19 protein-coding genes are annotated in these 24,545 nt (G+C 64.1%); 16 read left to right on the forward strand and 3 right to left on the reverse strand.

Features of this window, described 5'->3' with window-relative positions; all coding sequences use genetic code 11:
* Positions 1-22 precede the first annotated feature (22 nt).
* The 15 genes from plsX to PZH32_RS08525 all read left to right on the forward strand — a co-directional run bounded on the left by plsX (position 23) and on the right by PZH32_RS08525 (position 20,228).
* Positions 23-1,111, forward strand: a complete 1,089-nt coding sequence (plsX, locus tag PZH32_RS08455) for a phosphate acyltransferase PlsX (RefSeq protein ID WP_275207520.1) — start codon at positions 23-25, stop codon at positions 1,109-1,111.
* 20 nt (positions 1,112-1,131) lie between these two features.
* Positions 1,132-1,971: a ribonuclease III gene (gene rnc, locus PZH32_RS08460; protein WP_275207522.1), complete on the forward strand. Its 840-nt coding sequence runs from the start codon at positions 1,132-1,134 to the stop codon at positions 1,969-1,971.
* 5 nt (positions 1,972-1,976) lie between these two features.
* Positions 1,977-5,555, forward strand: coding sequence for a chromosome segregation protein SMC (gene smc / locus PZH32_RS08465; RefSeq protein ID WP_275207524.1), 3,579 nt, complete (start codon positions 1,977-1,979; stop codon positions 5,553-5,555).
* Between the two features lie 120 nt (positions 5,556-5,675).
* Positions 5,676-6,353, forward strand: coding sequence for a nucleotidyltransferase family protein (locus PZH32_RS08470; RefSeq protein WP_275207526.1), 678 nt, complete (start codon positions 5,676-5,678; stop codon positions 6,351-6,353).
* Positions 6,346-7,590 (forward strand): aminotransferase class V-fold PLP-dependent enzyme, encoded by a 1,245-nt coding sequence (locus PZH32_RS08475; RefSeq protein WP_275207528.1) that lies wholly within the window; start codon positions 6,346-6,348, stop codon positions 7,588-7,590. The genes PZH32_RS08470 and PZH32_RS08475 overlap by 8 nt, the downstream gene beginning before the upstream one ends.
* Positions 7,591-7,595: 5 nt before the next feature.
* Positions 7,596-8,111, forward strand: coding sequence for an iron-sulfur cluster assembly scaffold protein (locus PZH32_RS08480; protein ID WP_275207530.1), 516 nt, complete (start codon positions 7,596-7,598; stop codon positions 8,109-8,111).
* A gap of 32 nt (positions 8,112-8,143) precedes the next feature.
* Positions 8,144-10,789 carry a LuxR C-terminal-related transcriptional regulator gene (locus PZH32_RS08485; RefSeq protein ID WP_275207532.1) on the forward strand — a complete coding sequence of 882 codons (2,646 nt, stop codon included), beginning with the start codon at positions 8,144-8,146 and terminating at the stop codon, positions 10,787-10,789.
* Positions 10,790-10,930: 141 nt separating this feature from the next.
* Complete coding sequence (locus PZH32_RS08490) at positions 10,931-11,650, forward strand: 2Fe-2S iron-sulfur cluster-binding protein (protein ID WP_275207533.1); 720 nt, start codon at positions 10,931-10,933, stop codon at positions 11,648-11,650.
* On the forward strand, positions 11,650-13,944 hold the full coding sequence (locus PZH32_RS08495) for a xanthine dehydrogenase family protein molybdopterin-binding subunit (RefSeq protein WP_275207534.1): 2,295 nt from the start codon (positions 11,650-11,652) through the stop codon (positions 13,942-13,944). The genes PZH32_RS08490 and PZH32_RS08495 overlap by 1 nt, the downstream gene beginning before the upstream one ends.
* A gap of 15 nt (positions 13,945-13,959) precedes the next feature.
* Positions 13,960-14,898, forward strand: coding sequence for an FAD binding domain-containing protein (locus tag PZH32_RS08500; protein WP_275207535.1), 939 nt, complete (start codon positions 13,960-13,962; stop codon positions 14,896-14,898).
* 24 nt (positions 14,899-14,922) lie between these two features.
* On the forward strand, positions 14,923-16,005 hold the full coding sequence (locus tag PZH32_RS08505) for a hypothetical protein (RefSeq protein ID WP_275207536.1): 1,083 nt from the start codon (positions 14,923-14,925) through the stop codon (positions 16,003-16,005).
* 19 nt (positions 16,006-16,024) lie between these two features.
* The gene (locus tag PZH32_RS08510; RefSeq protein WP_275207538.1) at positions 16,025-16,522 is read left to right on the forward strand and encodes a hypothetical protein; all 498 of its coding nucleotides are present in this window, start codon (positions 16,025-16,027) and stop codon (positions 16,520-16,522) included.
* 209 nt (positions 16,523-16,731) lie between these two features.
* Complete coding sequence (locus PZH32_RS08515; protein WP_275207540.1) at positions 16,732-18,036, forward strand: XdhC family protein; 1,305 nt, start codon at positions 16,732-16,734, stop codon at positions 18,034-18,036.
* Between the two features lie 72 nt (positions 18,037-18,108).
* The gene (locus PZH32_RS08520) at positions 18,109-18,681 is read left to right on the forward strand and encodes a rhodanese-like domain-containing protein (RefSeq protein WP_275208222.1); all 573 of its coding nucleotides are present in this window, start codon (positions 18,109-18,111) and stop codon (positions 18,679-18,681) included.
* A gap of 221 nt (positions 18,682-18,902) precedes the next feature.
* The gene (locus tag PZH32_RS08525; RefSeq protein ID WP_275207541.1) at positions 18,903-20,228 is read left to right on the forward strand and encodes a glycosyltransferase family 2 protein; all 1,326 of its coding nucleotides are present in this window, start codon (positions 18,903-18,905) and stop codon (positions 20,226-20,228) included.
* A 59-nt stretch (positions 20,229-20,287) separates the two neighbouring features.
* On the opposite strand, the gene PZH32_RS08530 is transcribed toward PZH32_RS08525, so the two are convergent.
* On the reverse strand, positions 20,288-21,049 hold the full coding sequence (locus tag PZH32_RS08530; protein ID WP_275207542.1) for a ComF family protein: 762 nt from the start codon (positions 21,047-21,049) through the stop codon (positions 20,288-20,290).
* Between the two features lie 428 nt (positions 21,050-21,477).
* Between PZH32_RS08530 and PZH32_RS08535 the strand changes: the two genes are divergently transcribed.
* Entirely contained in the window at positions 21,478-22,524 is a 1,047-nt protein-coding gene (locus PZH32_RS08535; protein WP_275207544.1) for a substrate-binding periplasmic protein, read from the forward strand.
* Positions 22,525-22,638: 114 nt separating this feature from the next.
* Here PZH32_RS08535 and PZH32_RS08540 read toward each other — a convergent pair whose 3' ends face one another.
* A complete protein-coding gene (locus tag PZH32_RS08540; RefSeq protein WP_275207545.1) occupies positions 22,639-23,568 on the reverse strand; it encodes a SufB/SufD family protein in 930 nt (309 codons plus the stop codon).
* 170 nt (positions 23,569-23,738) lie between these two features.
* Positions 23,739-24,515, reverse strand: a complete 777-nt coding sequence (locus PZH32_RS08545) for an ABC transporter ATP-binding protein (protein ID WP_275207546.1) — start codon at positions 24,513-24,515, stop codon at positions 23,739-23,741.
* Positions 24,516-24,545 lie beyond the last annotated feature (30 nt).

Consider the following 24,545-nt stretch of genomic DNA (forward strand, 5'->3'; position numbering starts at 1 on the left):
TCTCTTGAAGTAAGGAGAAGCTGTGACCACACCCGTCACTATCGCCGTGGACGTCATGGGTGGCGACCGCGGCCCTGACGTTGTTTTGCGCGGGACGCTCCAGGCCCTTGAGGCCGACCCTCAGCTCCATGTGGTGCTCGTCGGCCCCGCCGAGTACGTCGAGCCTTTCGCGGCCGCCCACGACCGTGCCCGTGCCCAGGTAGCCACTGAGGTTATCGAGATGGGCGAGCACCCCGCCGGGGCCGTGCGCGCCAAGAAGGATTCCTCCATTGTAGTGGGCTGTCGCCTGGTGAAGGAGGGCGCCGTGGCCGGCTTTTTCTCCGCTGGGTCGACGGGGGCCTGCCTGGCGGCCGCCACCTTGGTGGTGGGTCGCATAAAGGGCGTGAAGCGCCCGGCCCTCGGCCAAATCCTTCCCGCCTACGCTCGCCCCACCATGCTCATCGATGTAGGGGCCAATGCCGACTGCAAGCCCGAGTATCTGGTGCAGTTCGCCCAGATGGGCGTTGCCTACATGGAGGCGCTCATGGGGGTCGCCCGTCCGCGGGTGGGCCTGCTCAACATCGGCTCCGAGGACACCAAGGGCGACGCCTTCGCTCAGGAAGCCTATGGGCTTTTATCCAAACAGGTGCCCCAATTCGCGGGCAACTGCGAAGGCGGCAACCTTATGGCCGGCGATTTCGACGTGGTGGTCACCGACGGGTTTACGGGCAATGTGTGCCTGAAAACCATCGAGGGCACCGCGAAAACCCTGTTCAAATATGTGAAAGATGGCCTTATGTCCACCGCTCTGTCAAAGGTGGGAGCTCTTCTGGTGAAGGGTAGCCTGGGCCAGCTGAAAGAGAAGCTCTCGCCCGACACCTACGGCGGCACGCCGCTGCTCGGTGTGAAGGGCGCGGTCATTGTGGGCCATGGCTCTTCCAATGAGACGGCGGTGAAAAACGGCATCGCCGTGGCGGCCCAAACGGCCCGCGCCGACGTGGCCGGCATCATCGCCTCGCTGGTAGGCGCCGGTGCGGCCAAGGCTTCCGCCGACAAAACCGCGGACGCTGCGTCCGCCCATACCGACAACGCTGCGCAGAAAGGGGAGGCCTCGGCCTCGGATGCTCAATGACGCTCACGCAAGAGCAAGAAATGAAGCTGGCCCGGGCCCAGGAGATCATCGCCCATGATTTCCGCAACACCCAGTACCTGCTGTCGGCCATTACCCACCCTTCGGCCACCGAGGGGCGCGCAGTGAAGTACTCCTACGAGCGCCTGGAGTTTCTGGGCGACTCCATCCTGGGGGCCATTGTGGCCACCACGGCCTTCCATCGCTTCCCCGATCTGGACGAGGGCGGCCTGACGCGCATCAAGGTAGCGTTGGTGTCGGGCGCCAGTCTTTCCGATGCGGCCGAGAAGCTGGGCTTTGCCGATATCATCGTGTTCGGCTCTTCCGAGACGGGCACCGGGCGCCGCGGGCTTCACTCGGCTTTGGAGAACGTCTACGAGGCCGTGGTAGCGGCTTTGTACCTGGATGGCGGCCTGCCGGCGGCCTCGGCCTTCGTCGACCGCACGCTCATTCCGCGCATGTCGCTCGATTTGGCCCGCGAGCCGGAAAATCCCAAGAGCGCACTGCAGGAGAAGTTGCAAGAGGGCGGCATTACCCCCACCTACAAGCTAGTGGAAACCCAGGGTCCGCCTCACGACCGCACTTTCGTGGCCCAGGTGTACGCCGGCGACAAGGGTCTGGCCCAGGGTGTGGGCCGCACAAAGAAGGAGGCCGAGAGCCAGGCGGCGAAGTCCACGCTGGCCCGTCTGTCCGAGTTCTTCGGCATCGGCATTACCGAGGAGCAGGCGGCCGAGAAGGCCGCGGCCCGTGCCGAGGAGAAGGCGGCCCGTGCCGAGGAAAAGGCCGCGGCCCGCGCCGCCCGCGCCGAGGAGAAGGCGCGCAAGAAGAACGAGCGCGACGCCGCGAAGAGGAAGCAGGACTAAGGCCCATGCATCTGAAATCCCTCGTGCTCAAGGGCTTCAAGTCCTTCGCCGATCGCAGCGTTCTGTCCTTGGAGCCCGGTATTACGGCCATTGTGGGCCCCAACGGTTCGGGCAAGTCCAACATCTCCGATGCAGTACTGTGGGTGCTGGGCGAGCGCAACGCGAAGAACCTGCGCGGCCAGGCCATGGAAGACGTCATCTTCGCCGGCTCTTCGGCGCGCAAGGCCACGGGTCTGGCCGAAGTGGATCTGGTGCTCGATAACTCCGACGGCACCTTGCCGGTGGATTACGACGAAGTGGCCGTAACGCGCCGCATGTACCGCAACGGCGAGAGCGAGTACCTCATCAACGGCACCGTGGCGCGCCGCATGGACGTACTCGACATTCTTCATGACTCGGGTCTGGGCACGGGCACCCACTCCATTATTTCCCAGGGATCGCTCGATTCCATCCTTCAAAGCAAGCCGGAAGATCGGCGCGCGCTTATCGAGGAGGCGGCCGGCGTCCTCAAGCACAAGCAGCGCAAGGCGAAAAGCGAGCGCAAGCTGGCCAACATGGATCAGCACTTGCTGCGTGCCCGCGACGTGGTGGGCGAGGTGGCCCGTCAGCTGGGTCCTTTGGAGCGCAAGGCGAAAAAGGCCCGCACCTATCAGGAACTGGCTGGTCAGCAGGCCGAACTTGCCCTGAGCATTGCCGTAGACGACCTGCGCACTCTCCAGGCCCAGTGGGAGGCGGCTCAGCAGCAGGAGGCCGCGCTGGTGGCCGATATGGAGGAAAAGCGCGCCGCCATTCAGGCCGCTGAGAAAGCCGTCGAGGAGCTGCAGGAGCGCATTCGCGTGGAAACCCTGGACGCGGGCGACTTGTCCCGGCGCCATCGCGCGGCGGCTGCTGCCGTCGAGCGCTTCGATTCCACGGTCATGATGGTGCGCGAGCGCCGGCGCGGCGCCTTGGCCCGCGCGGCCGAGCTGGAGCTTTCCCTGGAGGCTAACGCGGTGAAGGCGGCCGAGGCCGTGGCCGAGCTGGAGCGGGCGCGCGAGCTGTTCGAGGAAGCGCGCGCCGAGCGCGAGACGGCCGAGAAAACTGTGGCCGATCTCGAGCTGGTCTACCGCGATCTGGGGGTGAAGCGCGGTACGCTCGAGCGCGAGTTCAACGCCTTGGGCAAGGACGCCGAGCGGTTCGTGCGCGAGCGCGAGACGGCCCAGCGCAAGCAGGCTTCCAGCCAAGAGGCGCTTACCCATGGCCTGGCCCATGTCCAGGTTATTGAAAGCCACGGGGCCGAACTGGCGCTGGAGCTGGAGCGCGCCCAGGCCGAGGCCGAAGAGGCGGCCGCGGCGGCAGGGGAGGCCCAAGGCGCTTTGGAGTCCCTGACGGCCGACGAATCGGCGGCCCGTCAGGCCGTGGGCACGGCGCTGCAGTCTCGCGACGCCGCTCGTGCGGCCTTCGATGAGGCGCGCGATGCCCACCGTGCTCTGGAGGTGGAAATTGCCACGCTGGAGGAGGTGGAGCGCACCAGCGCCGTCTCGGCCGGCGAGGCGCGGGCCTGGTTGGTAGAGCACGCCGACGAGCTGCTGGGCCTGTGCGAGCCGCTGTCCCACGTGGTGCACGCCAACCCGGGTTTCGAGGCTTTGGTAGAAACGCTGCTCGGCGGCGATGTGGCCACGCTGTTGGTGGAAAGCCCCGCTGCGGTCGAGGCCATTGTCGGCCAGTTGAACGCCGTGGAGGCCGAGGGCGAGGCGGTGTTTCTCATTCGCGATGATGCCAGTCCGGCGCGCAGCCGCGGCGTGGCGCTTTTGTGGCAGGAGCGCGCCACGGGTGACGAGGGCGTGCCTCTGGTCGACGAGTTGTCTTTCCCGCTGGAGGCCCAAGGCGCCGTCGAGGCCCTGCTGGGCGATGTGGTGGTCTGTCCCACGCTGGACGATGCCCTGGCGGCCCATAGCCGCGATGCCTTCGGTGTGCGCTTTGCCACGCCCGACGGCTCGGTGGTGTGGCCCTCGGGCAAGGTGTCCGTGGGCGCCTCGGTTATCGACGAGGGCACGGGCGTGCTTGCCCGCGTGCGGCGCCTGGAAGAGCTGCGCGGCCAGCTGGGGGCGGCCCTGATGGCCATGGAAAAGGCCGAGGAGGCCCATCGTCTGGCCGAGGAGGCTTTGCGTGCCGCCCAGGCCACTAGCTTGGAGCTGTCCCAGCAGCTGGCGGCTTTGAAGGGTCGCGCCCAGGCTGCCCGCGACGCCGCCGACGGCGCGGCCGAGAAGCTGGGGGCCACGCGTCGCGAGCTGGAGGGCGTTGAGCGTCAGCGCCAGGAGGCCGAGGCCATCATCTCCGAGGCGCGCCCGAACGTGGAGAACCTCGAGAAGCAGATCGCCGATCTTACCCAGCAGATCGATGCGGCCAAGCAGAAGCAGGACGCCATTCAGGAAGAGCTGGCGCCTCTGCGCCGCGAGGCCCATAAGGTAGCCGACAAGCTGTCCGAGGCGAAGCTGGCCGCCGCCACTCTGGTGGAGCGCACCACCTACGCCGAGCGCGTGCGTGACGCCCGCGAGCGCGATTTGACGTCGCTTTCGCAGCAAAGCGACGAGGCCCGGGCTTCTTTGAAGGTGAAGCGCGTGTCCGCCGCCCGTTTAGAGCCGCTGCTGGTGCTTTTCGACGAGCTGACCCGTTCCGCCCAGCGCTGGACCCAGTCCCTCGAGGAGCAGGCCGCCGCGGCCCAGGATTCCTCCACAGGGCTGCACGCCTCGGTCACGGAGGCGCGCCAGAAGGCCCACGAGGCCCATGCGCTCTTCGACGGTGTTACCGAGCGCCTGTCCGAGGCCCGGGTGCAGAAGGGTCGTCTGGAGTTGCAGGTAGAGGCGGCTATCAACCACATTACCGCCGACTGCAAGACCCCTTTGGAGACGGCTCTGGCCACACCGCCTTTGGAGAACCGTCCCGAGGTGGAGGACGCGTTGTTCAAGATCAATCGCCGCATTGCCAATCTGGGCACCATCAATCCCGATGCGGCCGAGGAATACGACGAGCTGAAGGTGCGCTACGACTATCTGGCCGCCCAGCTGGAGGACCTCGACAGCGCTCGCAAGGCTCTGGCGAAGATCAACCGCGTCATCGACGCCCGCATGAAGGACGACTTCATCCGCACCTACGAAACAGTGAACGCGAACTTCCAGGAGATTTTCGCCACGCTGTTCCCCGGCGGCAACGCCAACTTGTCGCTGGTGGATCCCGATGATCTGGAGAACACCGGCGTGGAGGTGAACGCCCAGCCCAAGGGCAAGCGCATCGCCAAGATGATGCTGCTTTCCGGTGGCGAGAAGTCGCTCACGGCTCTGGCGCTTCTGTTTGCCGTGTACCGCATCCGCTCCACGCCGTTCTACATCTTGGATGAGGTGGAGGCAGCACTGGACGACTCGAACCTCCGTCGTCTGGCGGCCTACATCAACACGCTGCGCGACGAGACCCAGCTCATCATGATCACCCACCAGCGCCGCACCATGGAAATGGCCGACGTGCTGTTCGGCGTGTCCATGCAAGGCGATGGCGTCACCAAGGTCATCAGCCAAAAGCTCGATCAAGCCCTCAAGCACGCAGAATAAGGTAGCGGCCCGGAGTGAGACGGCCAACCGTCTCACCCTACATAGGCAATACCCCTTTTGGGGAATGCCCAGCGTCGACGTTCCTTTTAGACTTTCTTTCAGAGCGAAAGGAGGTTGGCGGTGACGTTTCCGAAGGTTTGCGTGGCAGTGCTGGCGGCGGGGCAGTCCCAACGCATGGGGTTTCCGAAGTTGGTGGAGCCCTTTGCTGGCACGACGCTGCTTGATCGAGCTCTCGATGCAGCCCTTGGCTGCGCTTCGGATGCAGTGTGCGTGGTGACGGGCGCCTATCGGGACCAGATGGCGCCGGTGCTGGCGCGACGGGGAGCCATGGAGTGGGCGCAGGTGCAGCAGGGGACCCCTGGGTCGTGGCCAACCGAGGGCTCCGGACGTCTGGCTGCCGTGCATAATGCTCGCTGGCGCACGGGGCAGGCGTCGTCGGTGCAGGCTGCTGTGCGATTCGCCCGCAACTGCGACTGCGCGGCGGTGCTCATGCTCGTAGCCGACCAGCCGTTTGTTCAGGCGCGGCATCTCGATGCGCTCATCGGCGAGTTTAAAATGGGAACAGTCCAATCGTACCTGACCTCCACGGATCGTGGTTGCGGCAACCCATGTCTCTTCGATCGCGCTCTATTCGATGATCTTCTTGCCTTGACAGGTGATGAGGGCGCGCGGAAGCTGCTGCGCTCCCGTCGCGACATTGCCGTCCGCCCCGTGTATTTCGACGAACCCTCTCTGCTCGATGATGTTGATACGCCCGAGGATTTTACTCGGCTCGAGGAGGCGGTGCTCCATGGATAACGGTTCCCGCCCCTTTGATCGGGCTCGGTATCCCATTCTCAAGCGTCGTGTCGGGGTTCACGGCGGTCGTCCGCTGATCTATCTGGACAGCGCGGCCACGGCGCTGGTGTCCCAGCCGGTCATCGACGCTCAGGTGCGTTTTCTGCAAACCAGTTGCGCCAACATTCATCGGGGCGCCCATCAGCTGGCCGAGGAGGCTACCGATGCCTTCGAGCGTACGCGTGAGCAGCTGGCGACGTTTTTCGGCGTTGTCGAGCCCGAACGCGTTGTGCTCACCCATGGTGCCACCGAGTCCTTGAACTTAGCGGCGCGGGGCTGGGCCGAGGGCTCCCTGTGCGAGGGCGACCTGATCGTGATAGCGGCCGACAATCACCACTCGAATATCGTGCCCTGGCAGATGCTGGCCGAGCGCAAGGGGCTTTCCGTGGCGTGGATCCCCCTCACCGAGGAGGGTCTACTCGACGAGGACGCTTGGGCGCGTCTGCTTGTGCGCGCTCCCAAGCTGGTGGCCCTATGCCAGCAGTCGAATGTGCTGGGGTTTCGTCAGCCGTCCTTGGCGCGCATTGCGGCTGAAGCTCGAGAGGCCGGGGCGGTGGTGGTCATGGACGGCGCCCAATCCGCGGGCCACGAGCCTGTGGACTTCGAAGAGCTCGGTGTTGATTTCTACGCGATGTCGGCCCATAAGATGGGCGGCCTGACGGGGGTGGGGGCGCTGTTATGCTCTTCTCGCGTGATGGAAGATCTGCGCCCGGTGTACGGAGGCGGCGGCATGGCGGCTCGCGTTGACGCCAGCGGTTGGCGGGCGGCTCCCGGACCCGAGGCGTTCGAGGCGGGCACGCCGCCCATTGCTGCGGCCGTGGCTTGGTCGGCGGCGATCGATCAGCTGAAGGCGGCAGGACTGGAGGCCGTTGCGGCCCATACCCGCGCTTTGGCCGAGCGCGCACGGGCCGGTCTGTCCGCGCTTCCCGGGGTGTCGGTGCTGGGCCATCGAGTGCCACGGCCCTTCGAATCGCTGGTCAGCTTCACGGTGGGCGAAGTGCACCCTCATGATGTGGGGCAAGCGCTCGATGCCGCCGGCGTCATGGTGCGCGCGGGACACCATTGCGCCCGTCCCGTGCATCAAGCGTGCGGAGCACGGGCCTCGGTGCGGGCCAGTTTTGCCGGCTACTCAACGGAAGAGGAGGTGGAAGCCCTGGTGAGCGCAGTGGCACAGCTGTCTGCGGCGGTCCGGGCTTAGAAGCTATGGGAATACGTATCGACGATCCATCCATTGAGCTGAGAGCGAAGCATCCGCATTATCGGGGCTTCGATTTGCTGCAGGGCGGAAAGACTCCCGAGATGCTGGCAACGGCCGCGGGAGAAAATCCCTTCTGCGGGGACGAGCTAGAAGTGCGGCTGGCTCTTTGCCGCGCCGAAGCGGGGGAGTGGCGCATCGCCCAGGCGGCTTTCGACGGCTACGGGTGCACCTTGTGCCTGGCCGCTGCCGATGCGGTGATTGAGTATGTGACGGGCCGCTCGGTTGACGAAGCTGCTGCTGTTGATTTCGAGCGAACCTGCGCGTTGCTGGGCGGGTTGGAAGTGGGAAGAACCCGCAAGGGCTGCGTCGACTTGGCCGCCCGCGTCCTGCGCGTCGCCCTTGATGAGGCGCGAGAAACGTGCCTCTTGGCAGGCCCTCCGTCAGTTGACATTTATGCTAAAAGTGCGGGAATGCCAGGGGAGAAAGCGGTTGACAGACGGCTTGCGAGCCTGTCATATTAGGAATCGAAGGCTGGGGGATCAGAGGGGGCGTTATGAGAGAGCGCGATAGCGAGGCGGCGGGTCGAGGGCGATCGTTTTTGCTGCTGCCGTCGAAGATCACCTGCCCGCGGCCCGAGCAGGGCGTGGTTGTGCGGTCGCGCGTGCGCGAAAAACTCGAGCTCTCGAAAACGCGCCCTGTGACTACGGTGACGGCCCCTGCTGGATTCGGCAAGACGACGGCGGTGGCAGCGTGGGCGGACGCTCTTGCGCTTCCGGTTGCTTGGTGCGCCCTCGATGAGGACGACGGCGATCCGGCGCGCTTCTGGTACGCCGTCTCTCGTGCGTTGGCCCGCGCCGATGAGCGCCTCGACGGCCTTCGGAATTTGGCAGAGGTGGGCTGGGCCCAGGCCGTTGAGGCGCGCGAGGCCCTTACGGAGCTGCTGGTGCACCTCGCCTCTTTCCCCGAGCCCGCAGTGCTCATCTTGGAGGATGTTCATGCGGTTCAAGATGCGCCGGTGGTGGGCGATACCCTGGCCTTCTTCCTGCGTAATCTTCCTCCGCATATCCATATGGTGCTCACCTCGCGCACGCCGGTGAGGATTCCCCTGGCCAAAATGCGCGTGCGGGGCGATTTGGTCGAGATCGATCAAGATGATTTGCGCCTGAGCGCCCATGAGCAGGCAAAGCTGTTTCGTGAGGCCTCCTTGGCGCTCTCCCGTGAGGACGAGGCTCTTCTGGAGGAGGCGACCCAGGGCTGGCCGGCCGGGTGTCGACTTTTGGAAATGCGCTGTCGGCGCTCAAGCGCTTCTGAAATCACTGAAATCATGCGCCAGGCACGGGCGAGTGTGAGCGACTACCTGTTCGAGGAGGTGCTTGAGGACGTTCCAGCCGAGCTGTTGCGCTTCATGACCGAAACGGCCGTTGTCGAATCGTTCAGTGCTCCTTTGGCGGCCCGTATCACGGGGCTGACCGAGGCAGAGGTGCGTCGGCGCGTCGATCAACTGATCGACGCGGGGCTCTTCGTGCAGCGTCTGGAGCGGGAGGAGGGCGATCCCTGGTATCGCTACCATGCCATGCTGCAGGAGGTGCTGCACGTCCGCTTGCACCGCATGGAAGAGGACGACCTGCGGACTCTTGTCGATCGCGCCCGAGCTTGGCTGCTTGATGAAGGGTTCGACGATGCCGCCGTGGGACTGTCCTATTGGATGCGCGACTACGAGGCCATCTGCGCCATTGTCGAGCAACGGTGGAAGTCGCTCTATATGAACGACGAGCTCGAGGTGGTGCTGCGCTGGATCGACCTGTTGCCGCCGGGACTGCTGGAGGCTCACCCTTTTTTGTGCGCCGTGGCAGCGTTGCCCACAGTCTATGCGGGCAATGCGTTGCGAGCCCACGAGCTTATTCAGCAAGCGCTGCTCCGGTTGGAGGAAGGTGATGACTTCCTCTTCGCCTTCTGTATGGTGCAGAAGGCTTACCTCTCCTCCTTTGAGGGAAAGCAGGCCGAAAGCGCTCAGTTTGCCGAGAAGGCCCTGCGCTTTCTTCCCGACGAGGAGCGCTATCTTCGCGGCATGATGATGCAGGTAGCTGCCTCTGCGCTGTGGGCTGCCGACCCGCTGGCGGCCATTGCCGGCTACACCCAGGCACTTCCTTTGCAGCGCACCGTGGGCAACGTTAATCTTCTGGCCTCGGCGTTGTGCAATTTGGCGGTCTTCCAGGCCGCGGTGGGTCACCTGAATGCGGCTGAGCAGCTGGCGCGGGAGGCCTTCGAGTTATATCCGCCTGAAGTGCGTTCCTGCAAGCCCATGCTTTCCTTCGCCTGGCGTGCTTTGGCGGAAGTGGCCTACGATCGGGGCGACGAAACAGCCTTTGCCGAGGCCTGCGAGCATTTCGAGTCGCTGGCCTCCCATGGGTCGGTGGCGGCCCGTCAGGCGGAACTTCTTGTGCTTCGGGCGAAGCAGGCTGCCCAGAGGAGCGCCTCGGAGGCGAGGGCGCTCTTTGGCCGTGCCTTTGCCTTGGAAGAATCGGCGGCACTGTCCATGATGCCTACGCTTGCCCTGGTGCGCGACTGGTGCGCTGAGCGTCAGGTGCCGACGGGGGAGGGGCTTCAAGGGGCGGATTGCAGTGGGCGCCTTGCGTGGTTCTGTCTGGCCGTGCGGCTGGTACGCGGCGAAGATATTGCTGAAGAGGCGCCGGCTTTCGCCGAGGGTGTTTCCGCTGACGATGCGGCGCTCAAGGTGCGCGCGTGCGTGTTGGCTGCGGTGGCAGCCGAACGGGCCGGTCGGGTCCAGGGAGCTCTTTCTCTGGTGCGCGAGGCGTTTTCTGTGGCCCGGTTCTACGGGCTGATGGGCGCTTTTGCTGAAAACGCTGCCGATATGCAGCCCTTGGCGGCCTTGTTGCGTGCCGAGACGGCAAAGAGCGAGCGTGGCGGAGGGAAAGCGGAAGCCGCCGACGATCGCGCCGCCCTGCAAGTTCTCGAGGACGCGCTTCGCGGCGGCCGTCGGGCTGCGGATGTGCTCACTGATCGCGAGCTTGATGTGCTGCGCGCGGTGGCCGATGGCGCCTCGGTGGCCCAGGCGGCCGAGCTGCTGGTGGTGTCCCGCGAGACGGTGAAGAAGCATCTGGGAAATATCTACACCAAGCTGGGCGTTCACTCCAAGATGGCCGCTGTGGCCCTTCTGCGCGAAGAGGGCGTGCTGTAGGCGGCGTCTGCCGCCTGCCTTTTCGCTCTCCTTCTACCTCAAAATACCCCCGGGGTATACCCCCTTTGCGTAATGTGCTCCTCCTGATTCCCCCGTAATCTTCAAATTGTCAGTAAGACAGAGAAGAGAAGGAGGAGGAGCATGGCGATCGACAACGTCTCTCGCCGAGACTTCTTCAAGGTCGGCAGCATTGCCGGTTTGGCCGCTGGTGTGGCGGGCCTGGGCATCGGCTCGGTGCTGGGCGTGCCGGAAGAGGCTGTGGCCGAGACCGTCACCGTGACCGATTTCGTGTACACCTGCCCCGTGTGCGGGGCGAAGGCCGTGGATTACGACGCCTTGGTAAAGCATTTCGAGGCCGAGCACCCCGATGCCAACTGCGGGGTTCCCCAGTGCGCCACCTTGAATATCAACGGCAACGAGCTGAAGGTTCAGGTGGAGCCCCAGTGGACCCTGCGCGAGACACTGCTGAAGGCCGTGGGGCTTTCCGGCGGCGCCAAGGAGATGTGCGACCGCGGCGGCTGCGGTAGCTGCACGGTGCTCATCGACGGCGTGCCGGCTCTGGCTTGCACTACCCTGGCCGTTCAGTGCGAGGGCAAGGCCATCGAGACCTCGGAGGGCATTGCGGCCGACGAGCGCTTCCGTCCCTTGGTGGAGTCCTACGCCAAGCATGACACCGCCCAGTGCGGCTATTGCACGCCGGGGCAGTTCACTGTGGCCAAATACATCATCGAGAAGTACGGCGAACCCACGGAAGAGCAGATCCGCGAAGAGCTGGCGGGCAATATCTGCCGTTGCGGTACCTACAGCCGCCACGTCAAGGCCATCCAGGAGGCCGCCGCGGCCATGAAGGGAGGCAACTAATGGGAGCCAAGTGCGAATCTATTCTGTCGGGCGTCAATGACGACCGCACCGACTTCAAGTACGTGGGAACGTGGGACCATCCCGGTCGCCAATCGTGGGACATGATCTCGGGTGCGGCGAAGTACCCCACCGACCTGTGGATGCCCGGCACCTTGACGGCCATGGCCCTGCATTCTCCCTACGGCCACGCGAAGATCAAGAGCCTTGATATTTCCGAGGCCGAGAAGGTGGAGGGCGTGCATCTCGTGCTCACCTACGAGGACGAGGAGATTGCCTCCATGCCGAAGTACCGCCCGTCCTACTACGAGTTCGGCGCCAGCCCGCTTCTGGGCGACGAGGCCGAGTTCGAGGGCGACGAGGTGGGCGTCGTGGTGGTGGCCGACAATGAGGAGGCCTGCAAGCGCGCCCTGGATGCCGTGGCGGTGGAGTGGGAAGCGCTGCCCTTCATCACCGACTGCCGAGAGGCCGCCAAGCCGGGCGCTCCTATTCTGCGCCCCGAGATGAACCCGGACTCCAATATGACCGGCAACACCTTCGGGGCACCGGTGGAGTGGGAGATCGGCAACGTGGAGCAGGGCCTGAAGGAGTCCGATCACGTGGAGGTCATCGAGTACGGCCGCCCTATGTGGAGCCAGTTCCGCTCCATGCCGCCGGCGTACTTCAGCTACTGGGACGACGATCCCTGGGGCAACCCCGATGGCGAGAAGATGTGCTATGTCACGAACCACGCCCACTTCCCGTCCAACGGTCCGCTCGTGTCGGCCTACATGGGCTTCGGCAGCTATGCGGACAAATTCCGCGCGCTCACGCCCTACATGGCCTCGCGCTATTGCGACTTCGTGGAGAAGCGCGGTGCCCAGTTGGCGCCTTTGCTCTCCAAGCGTCTGGGCGGCGTGCCGGTGCGCTTCGTGAATACCCGTCGCCAGTCCTTCGATGCCGCCGTGCCCCAGACCTACATCACGGCGCGCATCGGCTACAACAATGACGGCACCTTGCACGCGGTGCAGTCGAAGAACGTGCATCAGTCCGGCGCGCGCGGCGGCTACGGCGACAAGACCCACGGCCACTTGGTGCTTCCGCCCAACGCCCAGGCCTTTAAGTCGACCTCATGCCCGAACATCTATTCCGAAATGGCTTACTACGTCACGAACGGCGCCTGCACCACGGCCGATCCGGGCAAGGACATGTGGGAGCCGGTGAACTTGGCCTTCGCTCATATCGCCGATGCCTTGGGCATGCCTATCACCGATGTCATCATGAAGAACGTGAGCGTGACTGATCCCTCGCTTTCGGCCTGTATGGAGGCGGGCAAGAAGGCTTTCGACTGGGATGCCAAATGGCACAAGGCCGGCGAAAAGACGCTGGAGGACGGCCGTTTGCACGGCGTGGCTGCCCGTGCTTGCTGGTCGATGACCTGGGGCATGATCTCCTACAACATCAATTTGCGCATGGGCGTGGACGGCAAGATTTACATGCCTTACTCCGAGGCCCTTATCGGCACCTACTGGCCCGATGCGGTGCAGCTGGTCATCGCCGAGGAGATGGGCATGAAGCTGGAGGATGTCATCGTCTACTACGCGCCCAACTACAACAACTGGCAGAACGGTGACGCCGCCGACCGCGGCAGCACCTGCACCTGGGCGGCCAAAGAGGCGGCCGTGCAGCTGAAGGCCCAGATCCTGGCTACCGGCGCGGCATTGTTCGGCGTAACGCCCGATGAGGTGGATCTGGTGGACTCCATGATCACGCTGAAGGCCGATCCCTCCCAACAGATGCCTATTACCGGCACCGGGCAGCTGGCGGTGGGATTCTGCGGCAAGCCCGAGATTCCCTTCCAGAACGACGTGGTGCGCACCATGAACGTGGACTTCTGCGAAGTGGCCGTCGACCCCGAAACGGGCTTGGTGGAAGTGACCGACTATGTGTCGGCCCATGACTTCGGCAAGGTGATCCGCCCGGCCTCGGCGTTGGGCCAGATTGAAATGGCCCTTACCCAGGCCGAGGGTCGCGCCCTGCGCGAAGAGCTGATCTGGGACGAGAACACCGGCGTGCTGCTGAACGGCAACATGTACGACTACAAGGTGCCCACGGCGCTCGATCAGCCCAAGATCGAGCCAGTGCCGGTGGAGACGCGCATGGGCGGCGGCGCCTATGGCTCGACCGGCGTGGCCCACGCGCATACCAACGCGGGCCTGGTGGGCCTGGCCATCCAGAACGCCATCGGCGCCTGGGTCAACCTGCAGCCCTTCACCCCCGATAAGGTTCTGGCGGCCCTTGCTTCCAAGCAGGCCTAATAAGGAGGAACGACGATGAAGCATTTCAAGCACCTTCAGGCCACTTCGGCCGATCAGGCCGCCAAGGAGGCTGCCGGCGGAACGGCCTGGGTCATGGCCGGCGGCACGGATCTTCTGGGCACGTTGAAAGACGAGATTTTTCCCGAGTATCCCGAGACGGTTATCGATCTGAAGACCATTGAGGGGATGGACAGCATCGAGGAGGACGGCGACGCGCTGCGCATCGGCGCCCTGGCGAAGCTGTCAGCTGTGGCCGAGAGCGAGCTAGTGCGCCAGCACGCCCAGGCGCTGGCCCAGGCGGCGGAACGCGTGGCGTCGCCCACCATTCGCCACATGGGCACTTTGGGCGGCAACGTGTGCCAGATGCACCGCTGCTGGTACTTCCGCGTGCCGGACGACCGCTTCCATTGCCGTCGCAAGGGCGGCAAGACCTGCCCGGCCCGTATCGGCGACAATCGCTATCACTCTATTTTCGGCGACGACAACGGGTGCTATGCCGTGTCCTCCCATGACACAGCACCGGCCCTGGTGGCCTTGGGCGCCACGGTGGTCACGACGAAGCGCGAAATTCCCGCCGAGGAGTTCTTCGGCGCCCATGGCCATCGCTCCAACGTGCTGGAAGATGGGGAAGTGGTGAAGGAATTCCGCGTGCCCAAGACGGCTAAGAGCGCCTTTCAGAAGTTCGCGCTGCGCAAGTCCATCGACTTTCCCGTGGTGAACTGCGCCGTGGCCCAAGGCTCCGATAGGGCCACGCGGGTGGTGCTCGGCGGAGTCTACGCGGCGCCGTGGCGCTCGAAGGAGGCCGAAGAGGCCGTAGCGGGCGGCGTGACGGCTGAGAGCGCCGCCAAAGCAGGGGAGGCGGCCGTCTCGGTGGCCAAGCCGTTGGGTAAAAACGCCTACAAGGTGGACATTGCCCGTACCCTGGTGAAGCGCACGCTAACGGATCTTGTCTAGACACGGATAGGGCGGAGCGAAGCCATGGACGCGAAGATCGAAGAGCGTTGGGGCGCCGCCCTTGAGGCGCTGCGCCAGTGGGCGCAGCAAGCCGATGGGGTAGTTCTCACCCAGACGCGGGTGTCGGTGGACGCATCGGTGCGCGAGGATTTCTACGGTCGCGTGGCGGCGGTGCAGGAGGCGCTGGCGGGTGCGGTGCTCGGCAGTCGTCTGAAGGAGGCCGAACATCTTGCGGGCGCTGTGGACGCGGTGCGTCGGGAGATCTGCGAGCATAGCGGACTTTCCCGCTATGCGCTAGCGCCGCGCCTCGAGCAGTTCATTGCCGACAGCCGGGCCATGGCAGTCCGGCCCTTGCAGGGGCTCGTGCTGGACGCGGTGGCCGGTGCCGTGCCGCTGGCCGAGGTGGATGGAAGAGCTCGTCAGGCTGTGCGGCCGACGTTCGACTCCCTTCTTCGCGCGGCCTACGAGGCTTGGGTGTTCCTTGGTGTGGTGGCCGAGCTGGCTCCGGCGCGCTTTTGGGCCGTCGTGCCCGAGGAAGACGGCGGAGTTCGGCTAGTGGCTACTGACGAGGTGCGTGCTGGCTGGCAAGTGCCGCTGCGTGAGCTGCGCATGCCGGAGGCGGTGTTCGAGACGGACGACGGCGTCACCTACGCCCTCAAGATGGAGTGCGCGCGGGAGATCGACTACTACGATGCCCTCGCTCCGCTGGCTCGGGACACGTCGGCCGGCGGCGATACCCACGAGATGATCGCCCATCGCGTGCTTCTGCTCTATCGCCTGGACGGCCTTGCAGCAGCCGGCCCGCTGGTCGACCGCAGGAAGAAGGTGCAGGTTCCCTGCGACCTTGCGGTGACGGTGCTGGCCCCCGAGGAGATGAGCACGCCCTCGTACTTGGGAGCGTTTATCGCCCGGGCACGCAAGCTGCGCACAAGGCGGCCGTTGCAGGTAGTGGCCTTCGGCGCCGAGGCGGCGTTCCCCTCGGCTATGGCCAAGGACAAGGATGCGCCCCGTGTTGCGGTCCACGCCGCGGCCCTCGATCGAGGAGCCCTGGCTCCTGTGGCGACAACAGTGGCAAGCAATTCGACTATCAACCTGGTTTCGCGCTAGTTGCAAAGGAGAAAAAGAGATGAAGGTAGTGAAAAGAAGGGGCATGGCCGCAGCGGTGCTTTGCGTGGCGACGTTGGCGCTGGCCGGTGCTGGCTGCGCGCCCCAGCAAACGGAGCCCGCGCCGACTGACGGGCTTCTTTCGAACGATATGGTCGTCAGGGGCGAGTACACCCCCTATGACCCGGCAGCCGAGGCAGAAGTGACGGCGGGATCGGCCATCGAGGGCTCCGAGGAGGAGCAGCTTCAGCAGGAGCGTATTGCCGGCGGTGCCGCGGGTGGCGTGGTATCCCAGAATTTGGAGCCGCTCGAGGGCATTACGGACTACAGCGCGGGCGAGTATGTGCCCGTCTACGGCATTGCCTGCGACATCCCCGAGGTGGTTCATGGCGACTCCAAGGGAACCACCTGCACCACCTGCCACACGGCCGACGGCTCTGGCACGGGTACGCAAATTCCCGCTAGCCACGTTGATCAGAATATGAGCGACGAGGATTGCCTGACGTGCCACGAGATGTAGGGGTTCCGTCGTTGCTGATGCAACGACGTTCACGCCGACGCTGCGGATCCGACAGGCACCTGGTCTTGCCCCTTGTTTTGGGCACGGCGTTGGCCTAAGCCAACTTGGCCCAAAGGCGGGGCAATTCCAGGCACCTGTCGGACCCTCGCTGACTTCCTTGGGCGAACCGGGGAGTTGGTATAAGAAATATTCTTGAAGGAGGAGAGATCATGCGGGAGATTTCGGGCGATGTGCGTCGATGGTTCGACGAGGGACAGGCGGTGGCCTTGGCCCAGGTGACGAAGACCTGGGGCTCCTCGCCTCGCGTGCCGGGATCGGTTATGGCAGTGGCTGGCGATGGCCGTCTGGTCGGCTCAGTGTCGGGCGGCTGCATCGAGGGCGCTGTCGCCCAGGTGGCCCTGGAATGCGCCGGCACGCCGCTCTCCTCCTTGGAAAAGTTCCACGCCTCCACGCGTCGAGCCCAGGAGGTGGGCTTGTCCTGCGGGGGTAATATCGAGGTGTTCGTGGCCAACCTGCCACGCCCGCTGTTTGCCCTTGAGGAGTCTTTGCTGCGCAGCGACGAGGCCTACATGCGCCTGACGGCAGTGGAGACGGTTTCCCCGGACGGCTGCGCTGCCGATCCCTCCCCGCGCATAGCGGCCGCCCGGGAAAGCGCAGAGACGGCGGCGGGCATCATGGCCCTAGCGGCAGAACCCGCCGTTCTGGAGCAGGCCCTGGCCTTCCTTGCGCCCACCGACCGCGAAGCTTTGGCAATAGCCCAGGGCGACGGCGTGGCCATTGCCATGGCGTGTGAGACAACCAACCGTCTGACTTGTCTCATTGATGCTTCCGAAGTTGCCGAAGAGACAAGCCAGACGGTTGGCCGTCTCACGACGCGAGAGGCCGAGGAGTATCTGGCTGTGGCCGAGGCTGTAGCAAGCCGCCCCGCTTTCGAGGACGCAGGTCACGTCATAGCGGAGGGGGTGGACTGGTTCTTCTCCCGTGTGCGCCCTAAGCCTCATCTGGTGTGCATCGGTGGCGTGCATATTGCCATGCGCTTAGCGGAGCTCGCCCACATCATGGGGTTCCGCACTGTAGTGGTGGACCCGCGCCGCGTCTTCGCCACGGGGGAGCGCTTCCCGGGGGTGGATGAGCTAGTGCACGCCTGGCCTCAGGAGGCCTTCGCCGAGGATGGTGCCGTTAAGCTCACGGCCAATACCGCAGTGTGCGCACTGACCCATGATCCGAAGATCGACGGGCCGGCTTTGGCGGCAGCTCTGGCCTCGCAGGCCTTCTATATTGGCTCGCTCGGGCGCTCCACGACCCAGCTTTCGCGTTACCGTCAACTAGTGGAGGAGGGCTACGACGACGAGCAGATTGCGCGTATCTACGGCCCCATCGGATTGGACTTGCGCGGACGGGAACCGGCGGAAATTGCTCTGTCGGTCATGGCGGAAATCTGTGCCGTACGCCATGGCAGCCCCTATAAGCTTTCCACCATGCTCGAGACCGCCCGGCAGCTGTTGGCGAAGTAGTTCCGCAGATGCCCCTTGACCTTCGCCGCGATCTCGCTCATCGTGTCAGAAAGTTCAAGGGAAGAAGAGGTGATGAGTGTGATATCGAAGAGCAGGCTGCCGATCAACGTTGTTGCAATTTTGCTGGTGGCGCTGTCAGGTGCCTGGTTGACGGGATGCGCGGGCCTGAGTGCGGATCGGCTCGACTCGGCAGCTGGCGAAAGCCCGTCAGGGGCCCAGACCGAAAGCGCTGTTCAGAAGATTACCGCTGATGAGGCCCACGAGTTGATGACCTCCAATGAGGTGGCAGTTCTCGATGTGCGCACGCCTGAGGAATACGCCGAGAAGCACATTGTGAACGCCCGTCTGCTTCCCCTGGACACTATTGACGAATCTACTGCTGGCGAGGCGGCCCCCGACAAGGATGCGCCCGTGCTCGTCTACTGCCGCACGGGTGTGCGCTCGGCCGAAGCTTCGCAAAAGCTGGCAGCGCTCGGCTATAGGCAAATTTACGATTTTGGCGGTATTGTCGACTGGCCCTATGCTACGGTCGGGGGCGCCGACACTGTCCAGAGCGGTCTTGCTGCCGATCAGCTGCCTGTCGGTGTGAAAGTGGTTTGCGGTCAGACGAAGTCGCTGCCCGAGGAGTCGTCGGCAGCAAAGTAAAGGCGGCTGTCAGTCTTTCGGGGCTCCCAAACCTTACGGCAACCTTACGGATATGGAGGGGGTGTGGGGGAAATGGGGTGGTCGGCTGCTGTTTTGGGCGAAATGGCATCAAATTGGTAATGCTGACCAAACCGTGACCTGCCTTCTCATAACAAACGGCTATACTTCAGTCGTTTGTGAAGTTGCGCCCCGTGGGGCGCTGACCTAGGAGCAACGTTTCGGTGTTCGATACCATGGCCTCGCAAGTGACGAACCTCTCGTTCGTCGACATATTCAACATCTGCGTTTTTATCACGTTCACTATTTGCTACACCTATCAGCTTTACTACGTGTTGGTGGTGCTCACGCGCAGGGCTCCTAAGCGCGTGGCCAAGCGCAACCACCGCTACGCGGTCATGGTGGCCGCCCGCAACGAGGAAACGGTCATCGCCGACCTCATCCACTCTATCAAGGTGCAGAAGTATCCTGCCGAGCTCATCGATATCTTCGTCATTGCCGACAACTGCACCGACAACACTGCGCAAGTGGCCCGCGAAGCCGGCGCCATTGTATTCCCCCGCCAGAACGACAAGCTGGTGGGGAAGGGCTATGCCCTCGATTACGGCCTGAAGGCCATTTGGGAGCAGTACGCCGACCGCGACTACGAGGCCTACTTCGTGTTCGACGCCGACAACGTGCTCGACGTGAACTACTTCCGCGAGATGAACGCCACCTTCGATGCCGGCGCCCAGGCCTCCACGTCCTACCGCAACTCCAAGAATTTCGGCAGCAATTGGATTTCCGCGGGCTACGGCGTGTGGTTCCTGCGCGAGGCCAAGTTTTTGAACCAGGCGCGCCTGACGCTGAGCACCTCCTGCGCCGTATCGGGCACGGGCTTTTTCATTGCCGCCGACATCCTCAAGAAGGCGGGCGGCTGGAAGTGGCACTTGCTCACCGAGGACATCGAGTTCTCCGCCTCGTCCATCATCGACGGCGTGCGCATCTCCTATTGCCCCACGGCCATCCTCTACGACGAGCAGCCCATCACCTTCCGTGATTCCTGGAACCAGCGCTTCCGCTGGGCCAAGGGTTTCTACCAGGTGTTCGCCCACTACGCTGGCGGCCTGGTGAAGGGCGCGGTCACCAATCCCCGCGGCTACCGCTTCGCCTGCTACGATATGCTCATGACCATTGCCCCCGGCATGCTGCTATCCATCATCTCCATTATCTTCAACTCGGTCATCGTGGCTTTGGCCCTGACCGGCGCCATGTCCACAGGCGTGGCTGTGGCCAGCTCGCTGTCCTCCATTTTCTTCTGCCTGTTCAACTATATTGTGTTCATGTTCGTCTTCGGCGTGCTCACCACCTTCGTGGAGTGGGATTCCATCCGCACCACCACGGCGAAGAAGGTGCGCTACATGTTCACCTTCCCGTTCTTCATGCTCACCTACATCCCCATCGCGCTCATCGCGCTGGTGAAGAAGGCGGCCTGGAAGCCCATCAAGCACTCCATTTCCGTGGATGTGGCGGAGTTCTCCGAGGTGGAGGGCGCCCGCCTGACGAAGTAGCGGCCGCACGGTGCTCTGTTTGGTATAGCTTGAGACGAGCCCCGTTTTCGGGGCTCGTTTTATGCCCGGGCGAAGGTGGCGCCGAAGACGGTGGCGGCCCCCGCCGCTCGGAGGGCCGTGGCGGCGGCGTAGAGCGTGGCGCCCGTGGTGCAGACGTCGTCTACCACGACGAGCCGTGACGGCACGCTGGCGCCCGGCAGCACCTCCATGCTGCGGGCGGCGTTGAGGGCGCGCTCGTGGCGCGAGAGCTTGCGTTGGTCGCGATGGTGCGGCGCCCGCAGCAAAGGAGCGTACTCGCAGGATGCGTGCCAGGAAAGTTCGCGCGCCAGCAGCTCGGCGTGGTCGAAGCCGCGCCGTCGCCGGGCGGCGGCGGTGGCGGGAACGTAGGAAATGGCGCAGTCCTCGGCAAGCCACTGCGGGGGGAGGTAGCGCGCCACGATGGCGGCCATGTCATGGGCGAGGCGCCGCTCGCCTTGATCCTTGAAGGTGGTGACGATGCGCCGGGTGCGGGCAGTGAGCAGCACGGCGCTGACGGCTGCATCTAAGGGGAAGGCCTCATAGCCCGCGCCCTCGAGCATCACGGGGTTGCACTCGGTGCACTGGACAGCCCCATGGGGAGCGCCGCAGCGAGAGCAGGCCGTGAGCGCATCGATGTAGGGGAGCGTCTGCGCGCAGCGAGGGCACAGGGTGGCGCCGGGGGCGTCGCAGAGCACGCAGCGGGTGGGCCAGAGCGTTTCCGCCACGGCCTCGAGCGCGACGTCGCGTGCCGCGGCAAGGGCGGGCCAAAGTGGATGCGTCGATGAGGGCGAAGAAACAGTCATGGGGGCACGGTAGCGCTCGCTTGTCGCAGAAGAGTCGTGTCCCAGTCGCGCTTTCGCGTCGTCCTTGCTCCTTCGAAGGTAATGATTCGCCCTCAAAGGCGAAGGTTCTCTGGGCTTTTGCCGCGAAGGTCGGCCCTTCTGATACACTAGGGCGTGCTTCTTTCGGGTCTGTAGTTGCGGAAGCGCCAGCGCTTCCTAGTCCATGGCAGATGCGGTCGAAAGGATCCACGTAAGCGCTCGGAGTCATCCGACGTGAGCATGGCGTATCCTAGAGGTAAGTCGCACCGCCCGCTGACATTTCGCGGCACCGATGCCGCGACGGGCGAGAGGGTGATGAGCGCAAGCAAAAACCCCAGTGCGCGAGTGTGGGGTCAAAGACTAGGTCAGTCGGAAGAGGCATACTATAAGCGTTTTAACGGAGGAATCGCGTGAAGAAGAAGTTCGTTCTTGCTGTTATGGCAGCCACGGTGGCGTGCATGATGTTCGTGCTTGCCGGCTGCTCGGGCGCCAACGATTACCAACCTGCTTTGAAGTCCGCGGAAGTGGCCCCGCCGGTTATCGATGAGGAAGGCACGCTGCGCGTCGGCGTGAATACCGAGAACCCGCCGCTGGCCGGCATGGGCTCCGGCAAAATTATCGGCATCGATGTGGACATTGCCGCAGCTATTGCCGACGAGATGGGCCTGAAGATCTCGGTGGTGGACGTGGGGTCCGATCCGGCCTCGGCCCTGGCCGAAGACAAGGTCGACATTGTCATGGGCATTGACAGCGCCAACAGCGAGAGTGATTTCTGGGTCTCTCCGTCTTACCTTCCCACGGGCATTGCCATCTTCGCCACCAGTGCCGATGCGGGTATTCCCGAGCCGGGTTCTGATGCTACGTTCGCTGCCCAAACGTCCTCGAAGAGCGCCTGGGCCGTCAGCAACGAGTTCGGCGAGGACGCCCTTAAGTCCACCGATAGCCTGAGCGATGCCTTTGCCGCTCTCCAGAACGGCGAGGTGCAGTATGTGGCCGCCGATGCCATCATCGGTCTTTATGCGGCTCATGGTGCGAACGACGGTCAAGGCATGGATGTGTCCATTGTGGCCATGCTCATGAAGCCCAGCGGCTACAGCATGGGCGTGTCCTCCGACAACACTGACCTGCAAACGGCAGCGGGCGACGTCCTGGCCCGCTTGGTGGAAAACGGCACCATCGAGGTGATTGAGCGGAAGTGGCTCGGCACCAGCCTGGTCCTGGACAGCTTGACGGTCATTGGTGACACCTCGACTTCCGATGAGGGCACTTCTTCCGATGCCGGCGAAGCGGCTGACGACAGCACGGGCGCTGATGACGGCTCTGGCGATACTGATGACACCGGCGACGCGAGCGACACCGGTGATGCCAACAGCACGGATACCGGCGACAGCGACGAGGGCGTGGGCACCGTGCCCGGCATGGACGATACCGATACTGGCGACGAGGGCACCGAGTAAGGCTGCGGCACCAAGCCGGCGGTCGCGGCTGGCGCACTGCCAATTGAGCACCAATGAGAACGACCCCCGGAAGAATCTCTTCCGGGGGTCGTTTGCTGGAAGGCGTTGGTGAATTTAGCTGAGGAAGTCGTCGAGGATCTCAGCCTCGGCCTCCTCCTCGGTAAGGCCCAGCGTCATAAGCTTCACAATCTGGTCGCCGGCAATCTTGCCGATGGCGGCCTCGTGCACCAGCATGGCGTCCTCGCTGGCCGCCTCGATGCCCGGAATGGCCTTCACCTTGGCGTTGCCCATGATGATGGCGTCGCACTGCACGTGGCCGCGGCAAGCGCACTCGCCGATAACCAGAGGGTTGAACACCTGCACCGAGTCGTCCTGGGCCACCGAGCGGGAAATGACCTGCACGCTAGAGCCCTCGCCCTTGAGTTCCACCTTCATGTTGGAGACGGCCGTCTGGGTGCCGTGGGTGAGCAGCTTCTCGGTGAGCACCAGCTTGGCGTTGGCGCCCAGCTCGGCATTGGTGTCGCGCTCGGTGGAGGTAACGCCGCGCAGCTGCACCATTTCCATCTCGCAGGAAGAGCCCTCTTCCATGTAGACGTTGGTGGTGGGGTTCAGGATGCGCTCGCCCGTGCCCTCGCCTTCGCCGTAGTGCTTCTCCACGTAGCGCACGCGGCTGTTCTTGCCCAGGTAGAAGCTGTGAATGCCGTCGTGCTCGGAGGCGTCGTGGGAATCGTTGTGGATGCCGCAGCCGGCAATAATGGTGACGTCGCAGTCGTCGCCGATGTAGAAGGTGTTGTACACCACGTCCTTCAGGCCGCTCTTCGTGACAATGACGGGGATGTACACCGTCTCGCCCTTGGTGCCCGGGGCAATGCGAATGTCGATGCCGGGGTTGTCGGTCTTGGTTTCAATGTCGATGTAGGCCGACGAGTGGCGCTCTACCAGTTCGCCGTCCTTGCGCACGTTGAAGGCGCCCTTGGGCATGCCGTGCATGCCGGCAATTTCTGCCAGCAGGTTCTCGTCGATAGGGGAAAGGTCTACAGCCATTTCAGCTCTCCTTATTTCTTGGTTGCGGCTCGCCGCCGGTCGGGATCATCGGGTACCTTGATTCGCTCAAACAGTCCTCGCTTTGGAAAACAGTCCACTGGACTGTTTTCGTCGCTGCGGAACTCGCTCGGTCAAGGCACCCGATGCTCCCTCTACGCTCTTACGCTGTTCTAGCAGGTGGTGGGGATTTCGGTGAGGTGCAGCTCGGTGGGCACCGACAGGGGGCAGCCGTGGTCGTCCAGGCTGCGGGCGGCGAAGCCCAGCTGCGGCATGAGCTCGGCCGGCGTGCCCGTGGCCGCCACTTTGCCGGCCTGCAGAAGCACAATTTCGTCGGCCAGGGAGATGATGCGCTCCTGGTGGGAGATGATGACGATGGAGCGGCCGTCGCGGGCCTCGTGGATGTCGCGGAACGTCTCGGTAAGACGGTCGAAGCTCCACAGGTCGATGCCGGCCTCGGGCTCGTCGTAGATGGCCAGCTTCGGATCGCGGGCCAGGATGGTGGCGATCTCGATGCGCTTTACCTCGCCGCCCGACAGGGACTTGTCCACTTCGCGGGTAAGGTAGCTGGCCGAGCACAGGCCCACCTTGGACAGGTACTCGTTGCAGGCCAGCATGGGAAGCTTCTTGCCGGCGGCAATGTCGAGCAGCTTCTTCACCTTCATGCCGCGGAAGCGGGCCGGTTGCTGGAAGCCGTAGCCGATGCCCAGACGGGCGCGCTCGGTAATGGACAGGTTCGTGATGGCCTGGCCGTCGAACTCGATGGTGCCGCTGGTGGGCTCCTCGATGCCCATGATGAGCTTGGCCAAGGTGGATTTGCCACCGCCGTTGGGACCCGTGATGACCGTGAAGCGGTCGTCGGGGATGGTCAGCGACAAGTCGTCGATGATGCGCTTGGTGCCGCCGTCGTCGGCCGGCACCTCGAACACCAGGTTCTTCAGTTCAAGCATGGATTACTCCGTCTCTCGTCTCGGAAGCTC

It is taken from the genome of Adlercreutzia equolifaciens (genome assembly GCF_029076695.1).
In the GTDB taxonomy this organism is placed as follows: Bacteria; Actinomycetota; Coriobacteriia; order Coriobacteriales; family Eggerthellaceae; genus Adlercreutzia; species Adlercreutzia equolifaciens_A.

Bases quoted from the DNA above. Each gene is read 5' to 3' on its own strand.
- rnc (WP_275207522.1), top strand. From the start codon at position 1,132: ATGAAGCTGGCCCGGGCCCAGGAGATCATCGCCCATGATTTCCGCAAC.
- smc (WP_275207524.1), top strand. From the start codon at position 1,977: ATGCATCTGAAATCCCTCGTGCTCAAGGGCTTCAAGTCCTTCGCCGAT.
- PZH32_RS08475 (WP_275207528.1), top strand. From the start codon at position 6,346: ATGGATAACGGTTCCCGCCCCTTTGATCGGGCTCGGTATCCCATTCTC.
- PZH32_RS08480 (WP_275207530.1), top strand. From the start codon at position 7,596: ATGGGAATACGTATCGACGATCCATCCATTGAGCTGAGAGCGAAGCAT.
- PZH32_RS08485 (WP_275207532.1), top strand. From the start codon at position 8,144: ATGAGAGAGCGCGATAGCGAGGCGGCGGGTCGAGGGCGATCGTTTTTG.
- PZH32_RS08490 (WP_275207533.1), top strand. From the start codon at position 10,931: ATGGCGATCGACAACGTCTCTCGCCGAGACTTCTTCAAGGTCGGCAGC.
- PZH32_RS08495 (WP_275207534.1), top strand. From the start codon at position 11,650: ATGGGAGCCAAGTGCGAATCTATTCTGTCGGGCGTCAATGACGACCGC.
- PZH32_RS08500 (WP_275207535.1), top strand. From the start codon at position 13,960: ATGAAGCATTTCAAGCACCTTCAGGCCACTTCGGCCGATCAGGCCGCC.
- PZH32_RS08505 (WP_275207536.1), top strand. From the start codon at position 14,923: ATGGACGCGAAGATCGAAGAGCGTTGGGGCGCCGCCCTTGAGGCGCTG.
- PZH32_RS08510 (WP_275207538.1), top strand. From the start codon at position 16,025: ATGAAGGTAGTGAAAAGAAGGGGCATGGCCGCAGCGGTGCTTTGCGTG.
- PZH32_RS08515 (WP_275207540.1), top strand. From the start codon at position 16,732: ATGCGGGAGATTTCGGGCGATGTGCGTCGATGGTTCGACGAGGGACAG.
- PZH32_RS08520 (WP_275208222.1), top strand. From the start codon at position 18,109: ATGAGTGTGATATCGAAGAGCAGGCTGCCGATCAACGTTGTTGCAATT.
- PZH32_RS08530 (WP_275207542.1), bottom strand. From the start codon at position 21,049: ATGACTGTTTCTTCGCCCTCATCGACGCATCCACTTTGGCCCGCCCTT.
- PZH32_RS08540 (WP_275207545.1), bottom strand. From the start codon at position 23,568: ATGGCTGTAGACCTTTCCCCTATCGACGAGAACCTGCTGGCAGAAATT.
- PZH32_RS08545 (WP_275207546.1), bottom strand. From the start codon at position 24,515: ATGCTTGAACTGAAGAACCTGGTGTTCGAGGTGCCGGCCGACGACGGC.